The following is a 25,315-nucleotide window of genomic DNA, read 5'->3' as shown; positions in this document are numbered from 1 at the left end:
TTTAAACAATGGACCGGCGTACCGTCATTAAAAACCTGGCTTTGATAATAGGAGGGGCAGCATTGCTCCCGGCCTGCTCGCAGGATAAAGCAAAGTCGAAGGTTGCACTTAAAAATATCGATATCACTGCCGATCAGGAGCAGCTGATAGGTGATGTAGCGGAAACTATTATTCCTAAAACAACAACGCCGGGCGCTAAAGATCTGCAACTGCATTTATTTGTACTGAAGATGCTGGATGATTGCTATAAAAAAGAAGATCAGCAGGCGTTTGTAACCGGTATGGGACATTTTGCAGACCAGTCTAAAAAATTATATAGTAAAACGTTTGATCAGCTGGATGCCAAAACCCGCGAAGCATTTTTACTGGATATAGAGCAGGAGGGTAAAGCCGAAGAAGCAGCTGCTCAGAAAAACGGTGACAAAAAAGATGCCGCACCAGCAACTATACCGGCCGGCAAATATTCGCCAGAGCTTAAAAAGTTTTACAGCATAGTAAAAAGGCAAACCATAAATGGTTACACCAATTCAAAATATTTCATGACCAATATTGTGGTGTATGAGCTTGTGCCAGGCAGGTACAATGCGCATTTCCCTTATAAACAAAACAAGCAGTATAAGTAATGGCTAATTTAAATATCGACAGCGTTAAGGAACGCACTTTCGACGCGATAGTCATTGGCTCGGGCATGAGCGGGGGATGGGCTGCTAAAGAGTTTACAGATAAAGGTTTAAAAACATTGATACTGGAACGTGGCCGCGATGTTAAGCACATTAAGGATTACCCAACAACCAATATGTACCCATGGGAGTTTGAACACCGCGGCGAATTGCCGATGGCTGTTCAGGAGGCTAATCCTATAGTAAACCGCTGTTACGCGTTTGGGGAAAGCGCCGCACATTTTTTTGTAAAAGATGCCGAGCATCCATATATACAGGATAAACCTTTTGACTGGATCCGTGGTTACCAGGTTGGCGGTAAATCACTGTTATGGGCCCGCCAAACCCAGCGCTGGAGCGATTTTGATTTTGAAGGCCCAGCACGCGATGGTTTTGCTGTAGACTGGCCTATCCGCTACAACGATATAGCGCCATGGTACAGCTATGTAGAGAAATTTGCCGGGATCTCCGGTAACAGGGATGGTATTGCCGAATTGCCAGACGGTGAGTTTTTACCTGCATTCCCATTAAATACGGTTGAAGAATATTTTAGAGATCACGTAAAGAGTAATTACAAAAATCGGCATGTGATCAGCGCACGTTGCGCGCATTTGTCAACCCCTAAACAGATCCACCTGGATCAGGGTAGGGTACAATGTCAGAGGCGTACTATCTGCGAGCGTGGTTGCCCGTTCGGTGGATACTTTAGCGCGAATGCAACCACCATTCCCTGGGCGTTAAAATCAGGCCACGCTACGTTAAGGCCTTTCTCGGTGGTCGAATCCATTATTTATGACGAGAAGCTTGGCAAAGCGACCGGCGTAAGGGTTATTGATACCAATACCAAAGAAGCTATAGAATACTACGCTAAAGTGATATTTGTTAATGCTGCAGCATTAAATACCAACCTGATACTGCTTAATTCTAAATCGCACCGTTTCCCTAATGGTTTGGGTAATGATAGCGGCGTGTTAGGTAAATATGTAGCGTTTCATAATTATTCGGCCCATATTGGTGCCGAATATGATGGCGCTAAGGAATGGACAACCGATGGCCGTAACCCGGCAGGTGGTGGTTATATCCCACGTTTCAGAAACGTATACAAACAGGAAACCGACTTTTTACGCGGCTATGCATCGGGTTTCAGCGCATACAGGTATCCGGAACGCAGTTGGGATGGTGTGGGCAGCAGTCTGAAAGATAACCTGGCTAATAAAGAACTTGGCCCATGGCATGTAGGCTCACACATGATGGGCGAAACCATTCCGAAGGAAAGCAACTTTGTAAGCCTTGATGATAAGCAGAAAGATGCCTGGGGTGTACCATTGCTTAAAATGAACATAGATTACGACGATAACGATGAAAAGATGAAAAAGGATTATGTGGAGCAGTTAACCGAGATGTTCACCAGCGCCGGCTTTACCAATATCAAAGCCAGTACGGATAGGCGGGCTCCCGGTTTGGACATCCACGAAATGGGTGGCGCACGTATGGGCAACGATCCTAAAACATCAATATTAAATAAGTGGAACCAGGTGCACAGTGTTAAAAACGTATTTGTTACCGATGGCGCCAGCATGACCTCAACCTCATGCCAAAACCCATCATTAACTTATATGGCTTTCACCGCACGTGCAGCTGATTACGCGATGAGCGAGATGAAGAAAGGGAACATTTAGTTGCAGTGATTTAGTTGCAGCGGCAGTTACAAAAGGTGCAGTTTTTATTTGCAGCAGGAGTTATTTTTAAATAGATGCAGTAAATTAGCTATTATGAATAGAGGAAAAGCTAACTGCAACTGCCAGTGCTACTGCCGCTAAAATCCACTGCCAGTGCTACTATAACTAAGACCTATGTGTAAAAAAAACACAATGTAATTTTGGAAAATGAATTTTATTCATACATTTAACGAGATAACCAAGTACTAAACAAATTAAACTAATCATATTATTCGTATGTCTGCAAACACTTATGACGCAATAGTCATTGGCTCAGGAATTTCAGGCGGGTGGGCTGCCAAAGAACTAACACAAAAGGGTTTGAAAACCATCATGCTTGAGCGTGGTCGTAATATCGAGCACATCAAAGATTATGTGAACGCAACCAAGGATCCTTGGGAATTTCCGCATAGAGGCGGCCGTACCCAGAAAATGATTGACGACTACCCTGTTCTTAAGCGCGACTATCCGTTAAATGAGACCAACCTTGACTATTGGGCAAGTGATAAAGATAGTCCTTACACCGAAATCAAAAGGTTCGACTGGTTCCGTGGTTACCACGTGGGCGGTCGTTCATTGATGTGGGGACGCCAGTCATACCGCTGGGCTGATGTTGACTTTGAAGCCAACCTGAAGGATGGCATCGCTGTTGACTGGCCTATCCGTTATAAAGATATCGCTCCGTGGTATAGCTATGCCGAGCAATTTGCCGGTATCTCTGGTAATAAAGATGGTTTACCAATCCTTCCTGATGGCGATTTTATGCCACCAATGGAAATGAACGTTGTTGAAAAAGACGTTTCAAAACGCCTGAAAGAATTCTATAAAGAAGCACGCCACATGATCATCGGTCGTACGGCAAATATCACCGTGCCGCATAACAACCGTACAAACTGCCAGTACCGTAATAAATGCTGGTTAGGTTGTCCGTTTGGTGCTTACTTCAGTACACAATCGGCTACTTTGCCTGCGGCTATGGCTACCGGTAATTTAACCGTTCGCCCTTGGTCTATCGTTACTAAAATATTGTACGATAAAGACACCAAGAAAGCTAAAGGCGTAGAAGTACTGGATGCTGAAACCAACAAAACTTATGAGTACTTCGCAAAGATCGTATTCGTAAACGCTTCAACCATTAACTCGGCCTGGATCCTGATGAACTCAGCTACCGATGTTTGGGAAGGCGGCTTAGGCAGCAGCAGCGGCGAGTTGGGCCATAACCTGATGGATCACCACCTTAACGTTAGTGCCTACGGTAGGATTGAGGGCTATGAAGATAAATATTATTTCGGTCGCCGTGCAAATGGTTTCTATATCCCGCGCTATCGTAACCTTAACGGCGAAAAGCGTGATTATATCCGCGGTTTCGGTTACCAGGGTTCGGCAAGCCGCGAAGGCTGGAGCCGTGACATTGCCGAACTAAACATTGGTGGCGCATTTAAAGATGCATTGACCGAACCTGGTTCATGGCATATAGGTATGGGCGCTTTCGGCGAAACATTGCCTTACCATGATAACAAGGTTACTATCGACAAAACCAAAAAAGATAAATGGGGCTTACCTGTTGTTGCCATTGATGCCGAATTAAAAGCAAATGAACTGAAAATGCGGATCGATATGGAAAAAGACGGGAAAGAAATGCTGGAGGCTATTGGCGCTAAAGAAGTGCAAACCTCAAGCACTAATCCGTTCCTTGGCCGTGGCATTCACGAAATGGGTACCGCACGTATGGGCCGCGATCCAAAAACTTCAGTGTTGAACCAGTGGAACCAGGTTTGGGATGCTAAAAACGTATTTGTTACCGATGGTTCATGTATGACATCCGCAGCGTGCCAGAACCCGTCACTTACTTACATGGCTTTAACTGCACGTGCTGCTAACTATGCAGTTGACGCGCTTAAAAAAGGGGAAATTTAATCACTATCACATAAAAACAACCTATAACAAAAACACCCATGACTGAAGAAAAGGACAAAACCCCTAATCCGTCGAGAAGGCAATTCCTTAAAAGCGGCGCTATTGCGGCAGCTGGCTTTATGATCGTTCCGCGCCATGTATTGGGCGGTAAAGGCTTCATTGCCCCAAGCGATAAATTGTTAATTGCCGGCGTTGGTGCAGGTGGTAAAGGCCAAAGCGATATCGCTAATTTTTACAAAAGCGGTAAAGCTGAAATCGCTTTCCTATGCGACGTGGACGACAGAAGAGCGGCCAAATCTCGCGGTGATTTCCCTAAAGCAAAGTATTATAAAGACTGGCGCGAAATGTTTGACAAAGAACACAAGCATTTTGATGCCGTATCGGTTTCAACTCCAGATCATAACCATGCTATCATCACATACAATGCGATGCAGTTAAACAAGCACGTTTATGTTCAAAAACCGTTAACTCACGATATTTGGGAAGCTCGTTTATTGACTGAGGCTGCCAAAAAATATAAAGTAGTAACACAAATGGGTAACCAGGGTGCGTCAAATGATGGTACACGTTTACTTTCAGAATGGTATGATGCCGATCTGATTGGTGATGTGCACACTGTTTATTGCTGGACAAACCGCCCTGTTTGGCCACAAGGTATTGCATGGCCACCACCACAGCCAAACATCCCTAAAGAACTGGATTGGGACCTGTGGTTGGGTACTGCACCTAAAAAAGATTACGTTGATAAACTGGTACCATTTAACTGGCGCGGCTGGTGGGATTACGGTACCGGTGCCCTTGGCGATATGGGCTGTCACCTGGTTGAAGCGCCTTTCCGAGTGTTGGGTATTCAGTATGCAAAAGACGTTCAGGCCAGCGTTGGTAGTGTTTATGTAGATGAGTTTAAAGAAGGCCACTTCCCTGAAAGCTGCCCTCCGTCAAGCCACATCACATTAACGTTCCCTAAAACTGATAAAACCAAAGGCGATGTTACCCTGCACTGGATGGACGGTGGTATTCAGCCTGAAAGACCTATCGAATTGCTGGCAAGCGAAAACTTTGGCGGTGAAGAAGGTAACGGTACATTATTCATTGGTACAAAAGGAAAAATGTACGCAAGTACTTATTCTGATGCGCCAACATTATTACCAAAATCGCTTACCAAAGATGCGAAAGCTCCGCAAAAATGGGCCCGTGTGGCAGGTGGCGCAAACGGTCACTATGCGCAATGGGTTGAAGGCTGTATTGCCGGTTACGGTAAAACAGAACTAAGCTCATCGTTTGATAAGGCTGGTCCGCTTACCGAGGCATTATTGATGGCAAACCTTGCGGTTCGCGGTCATGAGTTAAATGGTGGCAGGGTAAAATTAGTTTGGGACAACCAGGCTATGAAAGTTACCAACTTTGATGCTGTTAATAAGTATATTAAACGCGATTACCGCGAAGGTTTCGTGTTGAAAGCGTAATTTAGGAATACGTGATTAGTTGGGAAAAGACTTACGAAGTTTTTAAAACTTCGTAAGTCTGGTAAACACTATTCACTAATCCAACTAATCACTAATTCTGTAAATCAATAATTAAACATGAATAGAAGAGAAGCGATAGGCAGGGTAGGTTTGATCCTTGGCGGTACCATCATCGGCGCCGAGTTTTTCATCTCCGGATGTAAATCATCTTCGCCAAAGGTAAACGACCTTTTTACACAGGATGATGTGGCCCTGATGGATGAAATTGGCGAAACCATTTTGCCTGCAACCTCAACCCCAGGTGCTAAAGCGGCCGAAATTGGCAAGTTTATGACTGTAATGGTACAGGATTGCTATACTGCCGATGACCAGAAGATCTTTACCAAAGGTTTAAAAGACCTGAATGACGCAAGCGACAAAAAATTTGGTAAAAAATTCCTGGAGGCTACTCCGGAGCAGCGTACCGAGTTGTTAACTGCCCTTGACAAAGAACAAAAAGATTATACCAAAACTAAAAAGCCCGAAGATCCTAACCATTACTTCAGGATGCTGAAAGAATTAACCTTGCTTGGTTTCTTCACTTCAAAACCGGGTGCTACACAGGCTTTACGTTATATTGCCGTTCCTGGTAAATATGATGGTAACCTGCCATACAAAAAAGGCGATAAAGCCTGGGCAACCTAAAAAATTGCAATATCAATTGATCATACCTTTGGTGATTACCCCAATGAAATTATTGTCAAAAACAGCATTATGATGTAATGCTGTTTTTGACGTATACAATCGATTGAGAAGCCTTTAATTCAAAACATCAACCCCAACAAAAACAAATGAAATTAAGATTAGGAATGATCGGCGGCGGACAAGGCGCCTTTATTGGTGCCGTGCATCGTATAGCCGCCCGTATTGATGGCGAATATGAACTGGTTTGCGGCGCTTTCAGCAGCAACGCCGAAAAATCACAGGCCAGCGGTTTGTTGCTTGGTTTACCTGCAAGCCGCTCATACAGCTCATACCAGGAACTAATTGAAAAAGAAAAACAACTGCCCGAGAACGAACGCGTGCAGGTGATCAGCATCGTTACGCCTAACCATGTGCATTTTGCCCCAACCAAAATGGCGCTCGAGAATGGCTTTCACGTGGTGCTTGATAAACCCATGACCTTTTCGCTTGAAGAGGCTAAAGAACTGGAAAAAGTAGTAAAGGCATCAGGTAAACTGTTTTGCCTTACCCATACTTACACTGGTTACCCTATGGTTAAGGAAGCTAAACAACTGATAAAAGCAGGCGCCATTGGTGCTGTTAAAAAAGTTTACGTTGAGTATCCGCAGGGATGGTTAAGTACATTTTTAGAAGGAGAAGATAACAAACAGGCCTCATGGCGTACCGATCCGGGTAAAAGCGGTATTGCAGGTGCAATGGGCGATATAGGTACGCACGCCTTTAACCTGGCCGAGTACGTTACCAGTTTAGAGGTGACAAAAATTTGCGCCGATATTAACATTGTAGTTCCTGGCCGCAAGCTGGATGACGATGGTGCTGCCCTGTTGAAATTCAATAATGGTGCAAGCGGCGTGCTTACAGCTACGCAGATTGCTGCCGGTGAAGAAAATAATGTAAAGATCAGGGTTTATGGTGAAAAAGGGGGGGTAGAATGGCACCAGAGTGATGCTAATTCATTAACCGTTATGTATACCGATAAGCCGGCCGAAACCTGGCGTACAGGTAGTGGTTATACCAGCTCATTCGCGCAGCATAATACTCGTACACCTGCCGGTCACCCGGAAGGTTACCTGGAAGCATTCGCTAACCTGTACCGCAACTTTGCTTTAACAGTAAAAGCGGGTTTGGAAGGTAAAGAAGCTACTCCCGAGGAACTGGATTTCCCGGGAATTGAAGAGGGCGTTCGCGGAATGGCCTTTATCGAAAATGTGATTGCATCGGGTAAATCGGACCTTAAATGGACTGACTTCACTATTTAATTCATCATCTACTTAAAACAAAAAACATGACCACTATAAAAGGACCTGCCATATTTATAGCACAATTTATTGGCGACGCGGCACCGTTTAACAGCCTTGAATCCATCTGCCAGTGGGCAGCAGGTTTGGGCTATAAAGGTGTACAGCTGCCAACGCTTGATGCACGCTTTATCGACCTGCAAAAGGCTGCCGAAAGCAAAACTTATGCTGATGAAATTAAAGGTATTGTTAATGCTGCGGGTTTAGAAATCACCGAACTATCAACTCACCTGCAAGGTCAGCTTGTTGCGGTAAACCCGGTTTATGATACCTTATTTGATGGTTTTGCACCTGAACATCTACGTGGCAACCCGACCGAAAGGCAGAAATGGGCTGTTCAGCAATTGAAATATGCAGCGCAGGCATCAAAAAATTTAGGTTTAAACGCTTCGGTTACCTTTAGCGGCGCGCTGCTTTGGCCAATGGTTTATCCATGGCCTCAACGCCCTGCCGGTATTGTAGAAACCGCTTTTGAAGAACTGGCCAAACGCTGGACACCGATACTGGATGTTTACGAAGAAAACGGTATCGACCTTTGCTACGAGATCCATCCGGGTGAAGATCTGCATGACGGTATCACTTACGAGATGTTCCTTGATCATGTAAAAGGCCACAAACGTGCCAACTTGCTGTATGATCCATCGCACTTTGTATTACAGTGCCTGGATTACCTGGAATACATCGATCTGTACCATGAACGTATCAAGATGTTCCACGTTAAGGATGCCGAGTTTAATCCAACCGGTCGTCAGGGTGTTTACGGTGGCTACCAGAACTGGGTTGACCGTGCCGGTCGTTTCCGTTCATTGGGCGATGGGCAGGTTGACTTTAAATCGATTTTCAGCAAACTAACACAATATGATTTTAAAGGATGGGCCGTACTCGAATGGGAATGTGCGCTTAAACATCCTGAAGACGGCGCAAGAGAAGGCGCTCAATTCATTAAAGATCATATTATTCGTGTTACCGAGCGTGCTTTTGATGATTTTGCTGCATCAGGTTCTGATGACGCGTTCAACAGGAAAACGTTAGGGATATAAAACCATCCATGTCATTGCGAGGAGGAACGACGAAGCAATCGCACGCTATACAGGGCCACTCTGTATAGCATGCGATTGCCGCGCTACGCTCGCAATGACATAATTTATTTTTGAGAAACCGCTTCCTGAAGATGGGATTCACAAGGCAGGATTCATGCTGGTGCAAACCGGCAAAGTGCATTTTGATACAGCCAATTAACCAATTATTATCATAACCTAAATAATTTAAAATGCAAACTATTAACCGTACACAGCTATTCAGGGCAAGCTGCCTGTCGTTGCTTGTAACTTCATTGTCATTCGGTATCCGTGCCGGGATCCTGAACGATCAGGGTGTAAGATTTCACCTGAATGCGTCACAGTTAAGCACTATCGCGGCAACCGCGTTTTGGGGCTTTCCGCTTGCTATCATTGTCGGAGGTTTTATTGTGGATATCATCGGCATGAAAAAACTGCTGGTGTCTGCTTTTATCTTCCACCTGGTGGGAATCCTGCTTACCATTTTTGCCAATGGCTATTGGACGCTGTTCCTTTCTACTTTAATGATAGGGATAGCTAATGGTACGGTTGAGGCTTCCTGCAACCCGCTTGTAGCATCATTATTTACGGATAATAAAACAACCAAACTCAATCACTTTCACCTTTGGTTTCCGGCGGGCATCGTTATTGGTACTTTAATAGTATTCGGCCTGGATACCGCATTGGCACACGGCGTATCGCCAAAACCATATTGGATTTCGCAGGTGGAGATTGCTTTAATGTTGATTCCAACCATAGCATACGGTTACCTGTTCTCAAAATTGGATTTCCCGGTTACCGAACGTGTATCGGCAGGTGTTAGCACCGAGGATATGTACAGGGCATTGCTAAATCCTTTGTTTATATTCATGATCATCTGCATGTTTGGAACGGCTATTACTGAATTATTCACCAACCAGTGGACAGATGTTTTGTTCAAAACGGTTACAGATAATGCCATACTCATCTTAACCTTTGTTGCATCGGTACAGGTATTAGGTCGCGCTTTTGCAAGTCCGATAGTACATCGTTTAGCCCCGCAGGGCGTGTTACTGATCTCTGCTGTTTTATCAGCATTAGGTATTTACCTGATGGTACACCTGCATGGTGACGCTATCTATTTCGCCGCGGTGATCTTTGGCTTGGGTGTAGCTTTCTTCTGGCCATGTATGATAGGTTTTGTGGCCGAAAATCTGCCACGCACTGGTGCAGTAGGTTTAAACCTGATGGGTGGTGCAGGCATGTTTGGCGTATCTGTTTATATGATGTTCATGGGCGGTTTCTATGATAATATCATGGTTTCCAAATTACCGGCAGGAGCAAACCTGGACGCTTATCGTTCGGCCCCGGCAGGGTCGGAGATGGCCAAAGCGTTTGACGCGGCAAGGTCGGCGGCGGGTCCGGAAGTATTGAATACTACCCTTATGATCCCTGTTGTATTAATCGTAGCATTTATAGGCCTGGTGATTTACATGCGTTCACGTAAAAAAACCGCTTCATTAGGTGCTATATCGGTTTAATAAGGCTTTAAATATCATAAAAAGTTGTAATTTTCGCCTGATTAACCAACCCAATTAAAATTACATGATGAAAAACAGCAGAAGTTTTGTTAACGGCAGATTTTCGGCAAGGTTATCATCAAAAACCACAATTAAACTTTTATGAAAAAAGTATTCGTTATTCTTTGTATCAGCGCAGCGTTTGCTGCCTGCGGCGGAAATTCATCAAAAAACACCGGTGGAAGCGACAGCACTAACGGTGCAAATCAATCAGCAAAAGCTGCTGATGCTAACGCAGATACTGTTGTAGCAAAAACAGGTACCGAACCGGCAGGTGGTTCTGCAGGTTCATCGGCCGGCGAAAAATTAATGGCATCATTAGATTGCAGCACTTGTCATAAAGTTGATACTAAAGTTATCGGCCCTGCATTTGAAGAGGTTGCAAAAAAATATGATGCTTCAGATGCTAACATTGATATGCTCGCAAAAAAGATCATTGCCGGCGGTAGCGGTAACTGGGGTAACATCGCCATGACTCCGCACCCTTCATTGCCTGAAAGCGATGCTAAAGAAATTGTTAAATACATTCTATCATTAAAAAAATAATTAAATTTTCATGACCATAGGGATAAAATCAAAGCTATCGTTCATGATGTTCCTGGAGTTTTTTATCTGGGGCGCATGGTTTGTAACTTTAGGTACTTTTTTAGATAAAACTCTTCATGCTACAGGCGCGCAATCCGGCGAAGTTTTTTCTACACAATCTTGGGGCGCTATTATTGCTCCATTTATTATAGGATTAATAGCCGATAAGTATTTTAACGCCGAAAAGATATTAGGTGTACTTCATTTAGTAGGTGCAGGCCTTATGTATCAAATGTATTCAGCTGCCGATGTTTCTGTATTTTATCCCTATGTGTTAGGTTATATGGTGTTATATATGCCAACCCTGGCGCTTGTTAACTCTGTATCTTTTAATCAAATGACTGATCCTGAAAAGGAGTTTTCATCAATTAGGGTGTGGGGTACAATTGGCTGGATTTTGGCCGGTTTACTTATCAGCTTCCTTTTCCATTGGGATTCACCGGATGGAATTGGTAAAGGCATGCTGAAAAACACATTCCTGATGGCCGGTATAGCATCTGCCGTTTTAGGTGTATTCAGCTTTACTTTACCGGCAACCCCTCCAAAGGTTGCAAAAGGCGAAAAAGTAAGCATTGGACAGGTGCTTGGTCTTGACGCGTTGAAATTGCTTAAAGATCCAAACTTTGCCATTTTCTTTGTTGCCTCGATATTGATCTGTATTCCGCTGGCATTTTATTATCAAAATGCCAACAGTTTCTTGACCGATATTAAGGTTAACAATCCTACTGGTAAAATGACCATTGGCCAGGCCTCAGAAGTAGCGTTCCTGCTTTGCTTGCCTATTTTCTTTAAAAGGGCTGGTTTTAAATGGACTATACTTGTTGGTATGTTAGCATGGGCGGTGCGTTATGCGCTGTTTGCTTACGGCAATGCCGGCGATTTGAGCTTCATGCTGATAATTGGTATTGCCCTGCACGGTGTTTGTTATGACTTTTTCTTTGTATCTGGTCAAATTTATACCGATTCGAAAGCTGGTGTACAATACAAAAGCGCAGCGCAAGGTATGATAACCCTTGCCACTTATGGCGTTGGTATGCTGATAGGCTTTTATGTGGCAGGTAAAATATCAGACAACTATAATGGCCCGGCAGGTCACGATTGGAGAATGATTTGGCTGATCCCGGCTTCAATTGCGGCAGCAGTATTCCTGTTATTCTTCCTGTCGTTCAAAGAAAAAAAGGGTGCATCCGAATAAATTACCAGCACTAACCAATTATAACCATGGCATCAAATCAAAACAGGCGTTCGGCAATTAAAAGCATGATCGCGGGCACGGCGGCTATTGGCGCGTCGGGCGTATTATCTTCATTTACTACCGAAACTGAAAAACACATGCAGGCTGATGACAAGCTAAAAGGCAATATTAATCATGCGGTATGCCGCTGGTGCTACGGCGATTTTACCGTAGATCAGCTTTGTGCTGCTGCTAAAGATATCGGCATAAAAGGTATTGACCTTGTTGGCCCTTCAGACTGGCCTACACTGAAAAAGTATGGCCTGTTCTCGTCTATGTGCAATGGCGCCGAAATTAACCTGACCGATGGTTTTGGCGACAAACAATTTCACGCTAAGCTGCACGAGAATTATACCAAAATGATTCCGTTGGTAGCACAAGCCGGGTACAAAAACCTGATTTGCTTTAGCGGCAGCCGTCGCGGAAAAACCGACGAGGAAGGCTGGAACAATTGCGTTGAAGGTTTGAAACCAATGGTTGCCCTTGCCGAAAAACACAATGTAGTATTGGTTATGGAATTGCTGAACAGCAAGATTGACCATAAAGATTACCAGTGCGATAGGGTAGAGTGGGGCGCTGAACTTTGCCGCAGGCTGGGTTCTGAAAACTTTAAACTGCTTTATGATATTTATCATATGCAGATTGATGAGGGCGATGTGATCCGTAATATCCGGGCTAATCATCAGTACATCGCGCATTACCATACAGGTGGTGTTCCTGGTCGCAATGAAATTGACGAAACTCAAGAATTATATTACCCGGCTATTATGCGCGCCATTGTTGAGGTGGGACATAAAGGCTTTGTAGCCCAAGAGTTCATTCCAAAGCAAAAAGACAAAATAGCTTCGCTCAGAAAAGCGGTGCATATTTGTGATGTTTAAACCTTACATCACCTTATCACTCTAAAAAGCTAAACTAACTAAAACAAATACATGACAACCAGAAGAACATTTTTAGCACAAGCCGGATTAATTGCTGCCGGTGCGGTTATTGCACCTAAGTTGATATCGGCTAAAGCTACAAATAAAGTGGGCCTGCAATTGTATAGCCTGCGCGATCAATTACCCAAAGATGTAAAAGGTGTTATTGCACAGGTAGCAAAAGCCGGTTATAAAGAAGTTGAAACCTTTGGTTTTAACAAAGAAACCGGTTACTGGGGTTTAAAAGGCAAAGAATTTAGCCAGCTTTTAAAAGATAACGGCTTAACAACTGCAAGCGGCCATTACGGTTTAGATGAGTATTTAGGCTCAGGTAAAACTGATGATCTGAACGCTTATATTGAAGTTGCCAATACAATTGGTCAATCGCATATCATCATCCCTGCGTTAAATCACAACTTTATTAAAACAGTTGATGATTGCAAAGGTGTTGCTGATAAAATGAATAAGATAGCCGAGATCCTGAAAAAATCTGGCTTGAAGTTAGGTTATCATAACCATAACTTTGAATGGGCTCCTGTTGGCGATACTACTTTTTACGATGTAGTATTGAACAACACCGACCCTAAACTGGTAGCCATGGAAATGGATATTTACTGGGTAGTACGCGCCGGTAAAGATCCGGTTGAGATCTTTTCAAAACACCCTGGCCGCTTTGAATTTGTACACGTTAAAGACAGGGATAAAACCAATGCCGAATTGAATACAGAAATTGGCAATGGCGATATCGACTTTAAAACTATATTAGGTAAAGCTAAACTGGCCGGCATTAAGCACTTTATTGTTGAGCAGGAAAACTTTACCAACATCGATCCGTATGTGAGCATTGCGAAAAGCGCTTCATATTTGAAAGATACACTTCACGTTTAAACCAATTAAAACCGAATAGAGATGAAATATCCTTTAATATTAACCGCCCTTTTAGCAGGTAGCTGCTTCATGGCGAACGCACAAAATGCGAAACCTGAAGACACAGAAATTTGGGAACCGGTACCTAAAGTAGTTACCCCGGGCAAAAATTTAGGTGATGCTCCTTCAGATGCCATCATTTTGTTCAATGGCAAAGGCCTTGACGAATGGGTTTCTGTTGAAGATAAAACCCCTGCCAAATGGTTGGTAAAAGGTGATGTACTTACTGTAAACAAAGCTACAGGTAACATCGAAACCAAAAAAAGCTTTGGTAATTACCAATTGCACATTGAATGGAAAGTACCTGCAAGTATTACCGGTACCGGACAAGCCCGTGGTAACAGCGGTGTGTTTTTAGCCTCAATAGGTAAAGGCGATGCCGGTTACGAACTTCAGGTTTTAGATTCATACGAAAACAAAACTTACGTTAACGGTATGGCAGGCAGCTTGTACAAACAAGTTATTCCGTTGGCAAACCCTGGCCGCAAACCTGGCGAGTGGAATGTTTATGACGTGATCTGGACTGCTCCTGTATTTAACGAGGATGGTTCATTGAAATCAGCAGCAAGAGCTACCGTGTTTTTCAATGGTGTGTTGGTTGAAAATAACTTTGAGTTGCTTGGCCCTACACAGTACATTGGTAAACCATCTTACGAGGGTAAAAAACACGGCCCATCGCCAATTAAATTACAAGCTCACGGCGATAAAAGCGAGCCGCTTAGCTTCCGTAATATTTGGGTAAGAGAGCTGTAAGCTATATCAATAACTAAAAATATTGTAAGCCTCCCGTAAACACTGGGAGGCTTTTTTTATGTTGCGATTTTTGGGTTTGGCCTGCTGAGTTCAATATTGCTTAATGGTATCTGTTTTGTTACTTTTTTTATCTATTTTAAACTTATAAATAATAGTGGCCGTATAAGTTAAGCTATAAGCCATTTTGTTTCTTGCTTAGGTAAGCCAATTTTATTAATTTTTAATACAGCCCGTTACTGTGAATAGCTATAAGTATTTGTTTGTTGCAATTGCCTTATTGGTTGCTCAAAACGGGTTTTCGCAGGATAGGAACCTTAAGTTTGAACACATTGGTACACGCGAGGGATTATCTCAAATTAATGTAAGCACCATCATCCAGGATAGCCGGGGTTTTATGTGGATTGGCACCCGCGATGGCCTTAACCGCTATGATGGCTACGGCTTTGTAATCTATAAACATAGTATCCAGGATGATAATTCCCTAAGCAGTAACCTGGTATCGGATATTGCTGAGGATAAGGATGGCAATATTTGGCTGGCCACACTTTTCGGCCTGAATAAACTTGACCGGAAAACCGGCAAGTTTGCACATTACTTTCATGACAATGCCAATTCAAACACCATATCAAGCAATTTTGTAAACAGGCTAATATTTGATCACGAAGGAATATTATGGATAGCCAGCCAAAAAGGAGGGCTCGACAGGTTTGATATCCGTAAAAACAGGATCACCCATTATAAGCATGATGATGAAAAGCCATCGTCATTAAGTAATGACGATGTAACAGCACTGAAGGAGGATTCAAAGCATCGTTTATGGGTAGGTACCCTGGGCGGCGGTCTAAACCTATTCGACAGGAAAACAGGAACATTTAACAGTTACCAAAATCAACCCGGCGTGAATACAAGCCTTTCCGGGACTTATGTAAGCAGTATTTATGAAGATAATTCCGGTCGGCTATGGGTTGGTACGGAAGATGGCGGTCTTAATTTATTTACTCCGGAGGCGGGCACGTTTAAGCACTATATTCATAGTGATACCGATCCTAATACCATTGCAGGCAATACCATTTTATCGTTAAGCATGGACCTGAATGGTAAGCTTTGGATAGGTTCTGAGAACAACGGCGTTAATATCCTCGATCCGGCAACAGGTAAAGTAAGCAATTACAAACACGACGATATTGACCGGGGCAGTATCAACGGTAACTCCATTTATAGTATTTGCCGCGACAGGATGGGCAACATGTGGCTTGGGGCTTTCAGCGGCGGCATAAACCTGTACAAGCACAGTACCGAAAGCTTTTCGCATTTCAGGCATAACTCATCGCCACAAAGCCTGGCCAATAACTTTGTACTTAGTCTGCACGAAGATCAGTACGGCAATATCTGGGTTGGTACCGATGGCGGCGGTGTTAATGTATTTAATAAAGATGGCACGGTTAAACACTACGTGAATGATCCTAAAAATCCAAATAGCCTGGTAGGGAATTATGTATTGAAAATTACCCAAGACCACAGCGGTAATTTCTGGATGGGCACCTGGGGAGATGGTTTGTGCCGCTTTGACCCTAAAACGGGCAGGTTTACCAGTTTTAAGCATGATGCTACAAAACCCGGCAGTTTAAGCAATAACAATATTTACGCGCTTACCCAAACGCGCGATAACCGTACCTGGGTGGGTACTTACAATGGGGGGCTTGACCTGTATGATGAAAAGTCGGGCACATTTTCGGCATTTCGCTATGATCTGAATGATCCAAAAAGTATCAGCAGCGACAGGGTATACGCTTTGCTTGAAGATCATAATAACAATTTTTGGGTAGGTACATTTGATGCCGGTTTAAACCTGATGGACAGGAAAACCGGGACCTTTACCCGCTTCCAGCATGATGAAAAGCGGAACAGTATCAGTAATAACAGTATCCCGGATTTGTTTGAAGACAGCAAGGGACAAATCTGGATCAGTACTCTTTCAGGGCTCAATCTCCTTAACCCGGTTACCAAACATTTTACAGCATTTACTACAAAAGATGGCTTGCCGAGCGATGTTATTTATGCTGTACGCGAAGATAAATTAGGCACCATTTGGGTAAGTACCAATAATGGTTTATCCAATTATGACCCGGTTAAGCACACTTTTAAAAATTATACTATTGAAGACGGCTTGCAGGATGAGGAATTTAAATCACATTCGGCCCTGCAAACCAGAGAGGGGCGGCTCTTTTTCGGCGGCATCAACGGTTTTAATTCTTTTACTCCCCGGCAGATCTTAAAACCGTCTGTATTTATGCCACTGGTGATCACCAATTTTCAATTGTTCAATAAAACGGTGAAAATAGCTCGCGATAAAGACGATCCTTCGCCTTTAAAGCAGGATATAAGTGATACCAGAGATATTAGGTTGTCGCACAAACAATCGGTAATAACATTGCAATATGCGGCGCTTGATTACTCATCGGCAGATAAAAAGAATTACAGCTATATACTTGAAAATTTTGATACCGATTGGAATAATGTTGGAAGCCGTAACACCGCTTCGTACACCAATTTACCCCCAGGAGATTATGTTTTTAAATTAAGATATCAGAATGCGTCAGGCTTATGGTCGCCGGCTTCAACCGGGTTGAAAATTACAATAGTGCCGCCATTTTGGATGACCTGGTGGTTTAGGCTAATTGTTGTGATAGCGATAATAGCGTTGTTGTATTTAATTTTCAAATACCGGGTTAAGTTTCTGAAGGCTCAAAAAATGGTACTGGAGCGGCAGGTAAAGGAGCGCACCGAAAGCCTGGTGCAAATGACAGAGAACGAGCGCGTAGCCCGCGAAATATCAGAAAAGGCCCGGGAAGAAGCAGAGAATGCTAACAAAGCCAAAAGTATTTTCCTGGCTACCATGAGCCATGAGATCCGTACGCCTATGAATGGCGTTATTGGCATGGCAACATTGCTGGGCAGCACTAAACTTACCACCGAACAGGAAGAATACACCGAAACCATAAAAAATTGCGGCGACGCGCTTTTAACGGTAATTAACGATATCCTCGATTTCTCCAAAATTGAATCAGGCAATATGGAGCTTGATGAAGAAGATTTTGACTTGAGGGATTGCATAGAAGGTGTTTTAGATGTTTTTGCCGAAAAGGCTTCCCGTTTAAATCTTGACCTGGTTTATCAAGTGGAGCACAACGTGCCTGTACAGATCATTTGCGATTCCATACGGCTTCGCCAGATCCTGATTAACCTGGTAGGCAACGCGGTGAAATTTACTACCCAGGGCGAGGTTTTTATAAGCGCGGGAGTAAAGACACAAAAAGGAGATGATCTGGAATTGATATTTAAGATCAGGGACACGGGTATCGGTATCCCTGACGATAAACTGGAGCGCTTGTTTAAACCATTTTCGCAGGTTGATTCCAGTACCACACGTAAATACGGAGGCACTGGCCTGGGCCTGGCTATCAGCGAAAAACTGGTCAGGCTAATGGGGGGCGATATCGGCGTACAAAGTGAAATAGGGAGGGGGACTACCTTTTCGTTTACCATAAAATCAAAAGTAGGGCAGCAGGTAAAACGAAATTATGTTTATCTCAACCTTGCCGAACTTGAAAATAAACGCGTTTTATTTGTTGATGATAACGCCACCAACCGAGGTATTATTGACACCCAGCTAAGGCAATGGAAATATGACCCGGTAGTTGTTGCTTCAGGCAATGAAGCCCTGAAAGTGCTTGAACAGCAAGATGAAAAGGTTGATCTTTTAATAACTGACATGAGCATGCCCGAAATGGACGGTTTACAGCTGGCTAAAGCGGTGAGGCTAAAATTTCCGGATATGCCTATCATTTTGTTGAGTTCAATAGGCAGTGAGCAAGGTAAGCGGGAAGATACTGTGTTTAATGCCGTACTGACAAAGCCAACCAAGCATAATCTTTTGCACAAGTATATTGTTGAACAGTTAAAAACTGGCAGCGGGATTAAAATCGAGGTGCAACCGGTGCAAACAGTGTTTTCAAAAGATTTTGCCAGAAATTATCCGATGAGCATCCTGATAGCTGAGGATAATTTAATAAACCAAAAGCTGGCTATCCATATGCTAAGCAAAATGGGCTATAGTGCGGATATTGCCGAAAATGGTCACGTGGCATTAAATGCCATGGTGGTTAAGCATTACGATTTGATTTTGATGGATGTGCAGATGCCCGATATGGATGGCCTGGAAACAACCCGTTTTATCCGCAGCAATATGCAGGAGCAGCCGGTTATCATAGCGATGACTGCCAATGCAATGCCCGAAGACCGGCAGGCCTGTCTTGATGCCGGAATGAATGATTACCTGAGTAAGCCCATGAAGCTTTCTGATTTAATGGAGATGCTTGAAAAATGGGGGAAATATATAAACGGGCTTAACAAAACTTTACTAAAATGAGTTTATATTTACTCCGGAAACCATCTGCCATTATGAACTTTGTTAATAAAACATCCCTTGGCTTTGTAGCCTGTTTTTTTATTGTAGCCTCAGTATTTGCAAATGCCCCTGCGCGTAATTATTATCAGCTTAAAATATATCACTACAAAACCCAGGCGCAGGAAAGCACAATAGAAAAATATTTACAACAAGCTTATATCCCAGCACTGCACAGGGCGGGCGTAAAAAATGTTGGAGTATTTAAACCCGTTACACAGGTTGATACAGCAAAGCTGATATATGTGTTTACACCTTTTCAGTCCTGGGACAAATTAATGGGGATTGACCAAAAATTGGAGGCCGATGCCGCATACCTTGCCGATGGCAAAGAGTATATTGATGCCGCTTATAACGAACAGCCTTACACCCGTTTGGAGACTATCATATTGCAGGCTTTTCCGGGAATGCCCTCTACAAACGTTCCTAACCTTACCGCAAAAAAGGCCGACAGGGTTTATGAATTGCGCAGCTATGAAAGCCCTACCGAAAAATTGAACGTTAACAAGGTAACTATGTTTAATGTTGGCGATGAAATAGGTCTTTTTAAGCGCCTTGGTTTCAACGCCGTTTTTTATTCGGAAGTTATTGCAGGCAGCCATATGCCAAACCTGATGTACATGACCTCCTTTAACAGTAAAGAGGACAGGGACAAACATTGGGATGCTTTTGGTAAGGATGAATATTGGAAAACGCTTTCGGCTAAACCGGAGTATCAGCACAATGTATCACATGCCGACATCATCTTTCTTCGCCCGGCAGACTACTCTGATTTTTAGGATAATTGCTATTTTGTGAATAAAATTAATTCATAGGTAATTAATACGATTGTAAAACTTAACTTAGGTGTTGATGTTTACTTCATCGTACAATCGTAAATGCAGCAGGATAGTTTGAAATTTTTGGAGGGCGGCGGCGAGATGGGCGCGCTGATTAGGGCACATGACTGGTCCGGATCATCTATTGGTACACCAGATCAATGGCCGGTAAGCCTGCGCACCACCATAGGTATCGTTCTAAATTCGCGCTTCCCGATGTTTATGTATTGGGGGCCCGATCTTGTTTGCTTTTATAACGATGCCTATCGCCCCAGCCTTGGGGTAAACGGTAAGCACCCCACACTTTTAGGACAGCCGGCCAAAATTTTCTGGGCCGAGATTTGGCATATTCTCGAACCATTGATTGAGCAGGTGCTATCCGGTGGTGGTGCAACCTGGCATGAAGACCAATTGATCCCATTTTTTCGGAATGGCACTATCGAAGATATTTACTGGACATTTAGCTACAGCCCTGTTATTGATGAATCAGGCAAGCCAGGAGGAATCCTCGTAGCTTGTACCGAAACTACCGAAAAGGTGCTGGCATTCAATAAACTAAAAGAAAGCAAAACCGAGTTGGAGTTTGCTATTGATGCTGCCGAATTGGGCACCTGGGATCTTAATCCCCATACTAATAAATTTATCGGTAACGACAGGTTAAAAGATTGGTTTGGATTAGACCCTCATGATGAAATAGAACTTGACTCGGCAATAGCGGTAATTGCAGAAAAAGACAGGCAACGCGTTGCTGACGCTATACGTGCAGCTTTACTACCATCATCGGGTGGCAAGTACGACGTTGAATATACCATTGTAAATCCCCGTACAAAAATTGAGCGTGTAGTGAGGGCCAAGGGTAAAGCGTTGTATGATGAAAATGGAGTAGCCATCAGGTTAAACGGCACGCTACAGGATATAACTGATGAAACGGTAGCCCGCCTTGAACTTATAGAAAGTGAACAGAATTTTCGCTCGCTGATATTACAGGCGCCCGTTGCCATTGCCGTTTTTAAAGGAAGGGATTATGTGGTTGAGATTGCCAATGCCCCGGTGTTTGAGTTGTGGGGCAAAACAGCCGAAGAAACTGTTGGCAAGCCAATTTTTGAAGGTTTACCGGAAGCTAAAGGACAGGGCCTTGAAGCCTTGCTTGACAATGTATACAACACCGGCGAAAGATTTATTGCTGTTGAAAGGCCTGTATACCTGCCCCGTAATGGCAAGATCCAAAAAACTTATGTAGACTTTGTTTACGAGGCTTTAAAAGATAGTAACGGCGTTACCGGCATCATCGCGGTAGCATCTGAAGTAACCAACCAGGTAATTGCCAAACGTAAGATCGAAGACGCTGAAGAACGCGCCAGATTGGCTATTGATGTTGCCGAGATGGGCACCTTTGACCTGAACCTGGTTACCGACGAGGTTATCACATCACCGCGTTTTAACGTGATTATGGATATTGACGAGTCGCCGGAACACGATAATTATATCGACAGGATTTTCCCGGATGACAGGAATATAAGAGATAAGGCATTTGATAAGGCCTTAAAAACCGGCCATATGTTTTATACCGGGAGAGTTTTATGGCGGGACGGAAGCATGCATGTGATCGAAGCCGAAGGAAAGGTTTACTATGATGACGAGCACATTCCGGTCAGGATGCTGGGCACCGTAATAGACGTAACCAAACAAAAGGATGCTGAAGACGAGCTAAAACGTTTCAAATTTATGGCCGATAACGCTTCGGACATATTTATGCTGTTACGTGCCGATGGTTCGATTGCCTATGTAAATAGTGTAGCGCTTGATGATTGGTGTTACAGTGAAGAGGAATCCCTGACCATGAACGTGGCTGATATAGATATTTACCACGATGATGTAACCTTTAACCGGGCTTTTAAAAAGGCCCAGCAACAAAATATCCCGCAGTACGAAACGCTTTATCGCCGTAAAAATGGCACGGTTTACCCGGTAGAGATCAATATGGTTAGTTTGATGTTGTCGGATGAGCCATATCTTTTTGCGGTGGCCCGCGATATTACCGACCGTCGTAAATCAAGGGAGGAGCTTGTTCAGATTAACCAGCGTCTTGAAATTGCCCTTGAAGCCGGTCGTTTAGGCTCTTATGAACTGGACCTGGAAACGGGTATCATGTTCTGTACGCCGCAGTGCAAAGCCAATTATGGGCTTGATAAAGATGCTGTATTTAATTTCCCGGATCTTTTATCCGTCATGCTGCCCGAATATCAGGATGTTGTACAGAAAAGAGTAAACGAGGCTATCAGGAACAGAACAGTGTATAATGCCGAGTACAGGGTTGCCTGGCCCGATGGCTCAATACACTGGATCAATGCTTCGGGGAAGGCCCGGTATAATGACATGGGGAAAGCTACTCAAATGGTAGGGGTAACTTTTGATATTTCCGAACAAAAGCTTTTGCAGCAGCAAAAAGACGAATTTATTGGGATAGCAAGCCATGAGTTAAAAACACCGGTTACCAGCATTAAAGCCTATACCCAGGTGCTTGAACGCATGCTAACCAAAAAAGGCGACACCCTGGAAGCATCCATGATCAGCAAGATGGATGCCCAGTTGAACCGCCTTACCAGTTTAATTGCCGATTTATTGGATGTTACCAAGATAAACTCCGGCAGGCTTCAGTTTAATTATACCGTGTTTGATTTTAATGCCCTCATTAAGGAGGTAACGGAAGATTTACAACGCACTACAAAAAAACATACACTTATTGAACAATTACAGGAAACAGGACAAGTGTATGCCGATAGAGAGCGCATAAGCCAGGTTTTAGTCAACCTGATCACAAATGCCATCAAATACTCGCCACACACCGAAAATATAATTTTAAAGAGTTGGATTGAAAATGACGAGGTGATGGTTAGCGTGCAGGATTTCGGGATCGGTATCTCAAAAGAAAAGCAAAGTCGTGTTTTTGAACAGTTTTATAGGGTTAGCGGTGCTAAACAGCATACGTTCCCCGGCTTAGGCCTTGGTTTATACATTTCGTCCGAGATTATTAAACGTGAAGGTGGCCGTATTTGGGTGGATAGTGAGGAAGGAAAAGGCTCAACATTTTACTTCGCGCTCCCTGTCAAAAATGATAAAGAATAGGCTAAAAAATCTTTTGTAAAAAAAATGTTATCGATTGTTTTTGAGGCTTGATTTTTGTGGCTCCCGGATGAAGTGGAAAATACGAAGAAGATCATGATAGCGGACGATGATCCGGGGATTGTGGATGCGGTAGAAATAATGCTTGATTTTGAGGGGTACCAGATTTCGTCGACAGTAAACGGCTTGACGCTTCTGGATATGCAAAACGAATTTCCTGACCTGCTTTTATTGGATATCTGGATGTCCGGTTCCGATGGGCGTGATATTTGTCGTGAGCTTAAAAAGCGCGATTCAACTAAAGGAATTCCCATCATTATGATCTCCGCAAGCCGAGACATCGAAAAATCAGCCTATGATGCCGGCGCCGATGACTTTTTAGCCAAACCTTTCGAAATAGATGATTTGTTAGGGAAGATCAGGAAACATCTTGAAGCGTAAGACAATTTATAGATAAACTACGTCTCAGATTAAAATAAGTTGATGTTCTTTTGAAGCTCCTTATACTTTCGTTTGAAGGTGTAACCTGCTTGCACCAGAGGTGCAACAGGTCTATAGCAATAAAACAAGTTGAGTTTTTAGCGTGCCATAGGTACGCAACTTCTTCATTGGGGAAGCTTTCAAAGTAATCAGCGCAATCAACGTAATCAAAACCAATCAACGGTCGATATCAGAAATTTTGTCCGATATCGATCACTTTTCAAAAAATAAAAATCCGTAATGTATTGGTTTTTAAGTATTTAATATTGGTATAGCTCTTGCAAAACCTTGTCCAAATTTATCACAATGGATAAGGAAATTGCACTTGAAGTTACATCTGCCAAACGCAAAAAAACGGCGGTTATCATCACTATCAGCCTGGCTGTTTTGGTGTTTGCCGTAATGCTTTTGCGGGGATATATTAAATCAACCATCACCCGTGCCGAAATAACAACTGCTAAAGTTGAGATCGGCAACATCGAAAATACCATAAACGCTACCGGCGAAGTTTTGCCGGAATTTGAAGAAATTATCACCAGTCCTATAAACGCCTCTATCAAAAGCGCGCTGATGGATGCCGGTAATAAGATAAAAGCAGGTCAATCAATACTGACGCTGGATAAATCGGCTACCCAAACCGATTATGAGAAACAAAAATTTCAGCTCGAAACCAAACGTACCGAGATCAATAAACTCAAGCTTGATCTTAATAAAAGCTTCTACGACATTCAATCTAATAATGATATTAAACAACTCCACATCAGCAACCTTGCCGATGCCGTTGAAAATGCCAAACGCCTGTATAAAGCAGGCGGCGGCACCCGCGAAAACATAGAACAAGCCGAACTGAACCTTAAAGTTGCCCAGCTTGAAAAAAAGCAGCTGGAAAACGAGATCAAAAGCAAGCAGCAAACCATGCAACTGGAGATCAAAGAGGCTGAAATAGCCGCCGATATTCAGCAAAATGATTTGAAAGAATTACAACGCAAGCTTGACCTGGCAAACGTGGTAGCAACCCGAGCAGGAGTTATTACCTACGTAAACAAAAACATTGGCGCCAATATTCACGAGGGGGAAACCCTGGCCCGCATTGCCGATTTAGGCAGTTTCCGGATCCAGGGCAGTGTTTCAGATAACGTGGCCGATCAGGTACGTAGCGGTTTGCCGGTAATTGTGCGCATAAATGACGATCAATTGCGTGGCCATGTAAGTAATGTATCCCCATCGGTACAAAACAGCATAATTTCTTTTGATGTACAGCTTGATGACCGGGCAAATAAACTGCTGAGGCCAAACCTGAAAGTGGACGTGTTTCTGGTGACGGCCACGCACAACAAGATCATGCGGGTAGCCAATGGCCCTGCATTTAAAGGTCCGTCCGTCCAGGACATTTTTGTACTGAACAATGGCAAGGCCGAACGCCGCACGGTACACATCGGCCTCACCAATTTTGACTATGTAGAGATTCAGAGTGGTGTTAAAGCTGGCGATGAGGTTATTACATCGGATATGACCGAATACAAAAACTCAAAAGAAGTAACAGTAAAATAATAAACAAGAAGCGTCATTGCCAGGGGCAGTGTAATCCCGGTTCACAGCATGGATTTACAAA

The 25,315-nt window shown here is 43.5% G+C and carries 18 protein-coding genes; all 18 read left to right on the top strand.

The features are described from left to right. Positions 1 to 8: 8 nt before the first annotated feature. The 18 genes from DUL71_RS13175 to DUL71_RS13090 all read left to right on the top strand — a co-directional run bounded on the left by DUL71_RS13175 (position 9) and on the right by DUL71_RS13090 (position 25,254). Positions 9 to 623: a gluconate 2-dehydrogenase subunit 3 family protein gene (locus DUL71_RS13175; RefSeq protein WP_114938477.1), complete on the top strand. Its 615-nt coding sequence runs from the start codon at positions 9 to 11 to the stop codon at positions 621 to 623. Continuing rightward, positions 623 to 2,338, top strand: a complete 1,716-nt coding sequence (locus DUL71_RS13170) for a GMC oxidoreductase (RefSeq protein WP_114938476.1) — start codon at positions 623 to 625, stop codon at positions 2,336 to 2,338. The genes DUL71_RS13175 and DUL71_RS13170 overlap by 1 nt, the downstream gene beginning before the upstream one ends. 276 nt (positions 2,339 to 2,614) lie before the next feature. Next, positions 2,615 to 4,294: a GMC oxidoreductase gene (locus tag DUL71_RS13165; protein ID WP_114938475.1), complete on the top strand. Its 1,680-nt coding sequence runs from the start codon at positions 2,615 to 2,617 to the stop codon at positions 4,292 to 4,294. Positions 4,295 to 4,332: 38 nt separating this feature from the next. Next, complete coding sequence (locus tag DUL71_RS13160) at positions 4,333 to 5,760, top strand: Gfo/Idh/MocA family protein (RefSeq protein ID WP_114938474.1); 1,428 nt, start codon at positions 4,333 to 4,335, stop codon at positions 5,758 to 5,760. A gap of 117 nt (positions 5,761 to 5,877) precedes the next feature. After that, positions 5,878 to 6,444 (top strand): gluconate 2-dehydrogenase subunit 3 family protein, encoded by a 567-nt coding sequence (locus DUL71_RS13155; protein WP_091175423.1) that lies wholly within the window; start codon positions 5,878 to 5,880, stop codon positions 6,442 to 6,444. A 146-nt stretch (positions 6,445 to 6,590) separates the two neighbouring features. Then, a complete protein-coding gene (locus DUL71_RS13150) occupies positions 6,591 to 7,742 on the top strand; it encodes a Gfo/Idh/MocA family protein (RefSeq protein WP_244228746.1) in 1,152 nt (383 codons plus the stop codon). Positions 7,743 to 7,768: 26 nt separating this feature from the next. Next, positions 7,769 to 8,821, top strand: coding sequence for a sugar phosphate isomerase/epimerase family protein (locus tag DUL71_RS13145; RefSeq protein ID WP_114938473.1), 1,053 nt, complete (start codon positions 7,769 to 7,771; stop codon positions 8,819 to 8,821). A gap of 230 nt (positions 8,822 to 9,051) precedes the next feature. Further along, positions 9,052 to 10,359, top strand: a complete 1,308-nt coding sequence (locus DUL71_RS13140) for an MFS transporter (RefSeq protein ID WP_114938472.1) — start codon at positions 9,052 to 9,054, stop codon at positions 10,357 to 10,359. 141 nt (positions 10,360 to 10,500) lie between these two features. Then, positions 10,501 to 10,944 (top strand): c-type cytochrome, encoded by a 444-nt coding sequence (locus DUL71_RS13135; RefSeq protein ID WP_112572210.1) that lies wholly within the window; start codon positions 10,501 to 10,503, stop codon positions 10,942 to 10,944. Positions 10,945 to 10,954: 10 nt separating this feature from the next. Next, on the top strand, positions 10,955 to 12,178 hold the full coding sequence (locus DUL71_RS13130) for a nucleoside permease (protein ID WP_114938471.1): 1,224 nt from the start codon (positions 10,955 to 10,957) through the stop codon (positions 12,176 to 12,178). Positions 12,179 to 12,204: 26 nt separating this feature from the next. Next, positions 12,205 to 13,098: a hydroxypyruvate isomerase family protein gene (locus DUL71_RS13125; protein WP_112572206.1), complete on the top strand. Its 894-nt coding sequence runs from the start codon at positions 12,205 to 12,207 to the stop codon at positions 13,096 to 13,098. A 51-nt stretch (positions 13,099 to 13,149) separates the two neighbouring features. Then, positions 13,150 to 14,025 carry a sugar phosphate isomerase/epimerase family protein gene (locus DUL71_RS13120; RefSeq protein WP_114938470.1) on the top strand — a complete coding sequence of 292 codons (876 nt, stop codon included), beginning with the start codon at positions 13,150 to 13,152 and terminating at the stop codon, positions 14,023 to 14,025. Positions 14,026 to 14,046: 21 nt separating this feature from the next. Continuing rightward, a complete protein-coding gene (locus DUL71_RS13115; protein ID WP_114938469.1) occupies positions 14,047 to 14,817 on the top strand; it encodes a 3-keto-disaccharide hydrolase in 771 nt (256 codons plus the stop codon). Between the two features lie 238 nt (positions 14,818 to 15,055). Further along, complete coding sequence (locus tag DUL71_RS13110) at positions 15,056 to 19,246, top strand: hybrid sensor histidine kinase/response regulator (protein WP_114938468.1); 4,191 nt, start codon at positions 15,056 to 15,058, stop codon at positions 19,244 to 19,246. Beyond that, entirely contained in the window at positions 19,243 to 20,061 is an 819-nt protein-coding gene (locus tag DUL71_RS13105; protein ID WP_244228745.1) for an NIPSNAP family protein, read from the top strand. Before DUL71_RS13110 ends, DUL71_RS13105 begins: the two co-directional genes overlap by 4 nt. A 99-nt stretch (positions 20,062 to 20,160) precedes the next feature. Beyond that, on the top strand, positions 20,161 to 23,226 hold the full coding sequence (locus tag DUL71_RS13100) for a PAS domain-containing sensor histidine kinase (RefSeq protein WP_114938467.1): 3,066 nt from the start codon (positions 20,161 to 20,163) through the stop codon (positions 23,224 to 23,226). 72 nt (positions 23,227 to 23,298) lie between these two features. Further along, positions 23,299 to 23,664, top strand: coding sequence for a response regulator (locus DUL71_RS13095; RefSeq protein ID WP_114938565.1), 366 nt, complete (start codon positions 23,299 to 23,301; stop codon positions 23,662 to 23,664). Positions 23,665 to 24,009: 345 nt separating this feature from the next. Next, positions 24,010 to 25,254: an efflux RND transporter periplasmic adaptor subunit gene (locus DUL71_RS13090; protein WP_114938466.1), complete on the top strand. Its 1,245-nt coding sequence runs from the start codon at positions 24,010 to 24,012 to the stop codon at positions 25,252 to 25,254. Positions 25,255 to 25,315: the final 61 nt, after the last annotated feature.

This window comes from Mucilaginibacter endophyticus, assembly GCF_003351025.1.
Lineage (GTDB): Bacteria > Bacteroidota > Bacteroidia > Sphingobacteriales > Sphingobacteriaceae > Mucilaginibacter > Mucilaginibacter endophyticus.
Note: the sequence above shows the minus strand (reverse complement) of the source record. Positions and strands in the feature narration are given on the sequence as shown.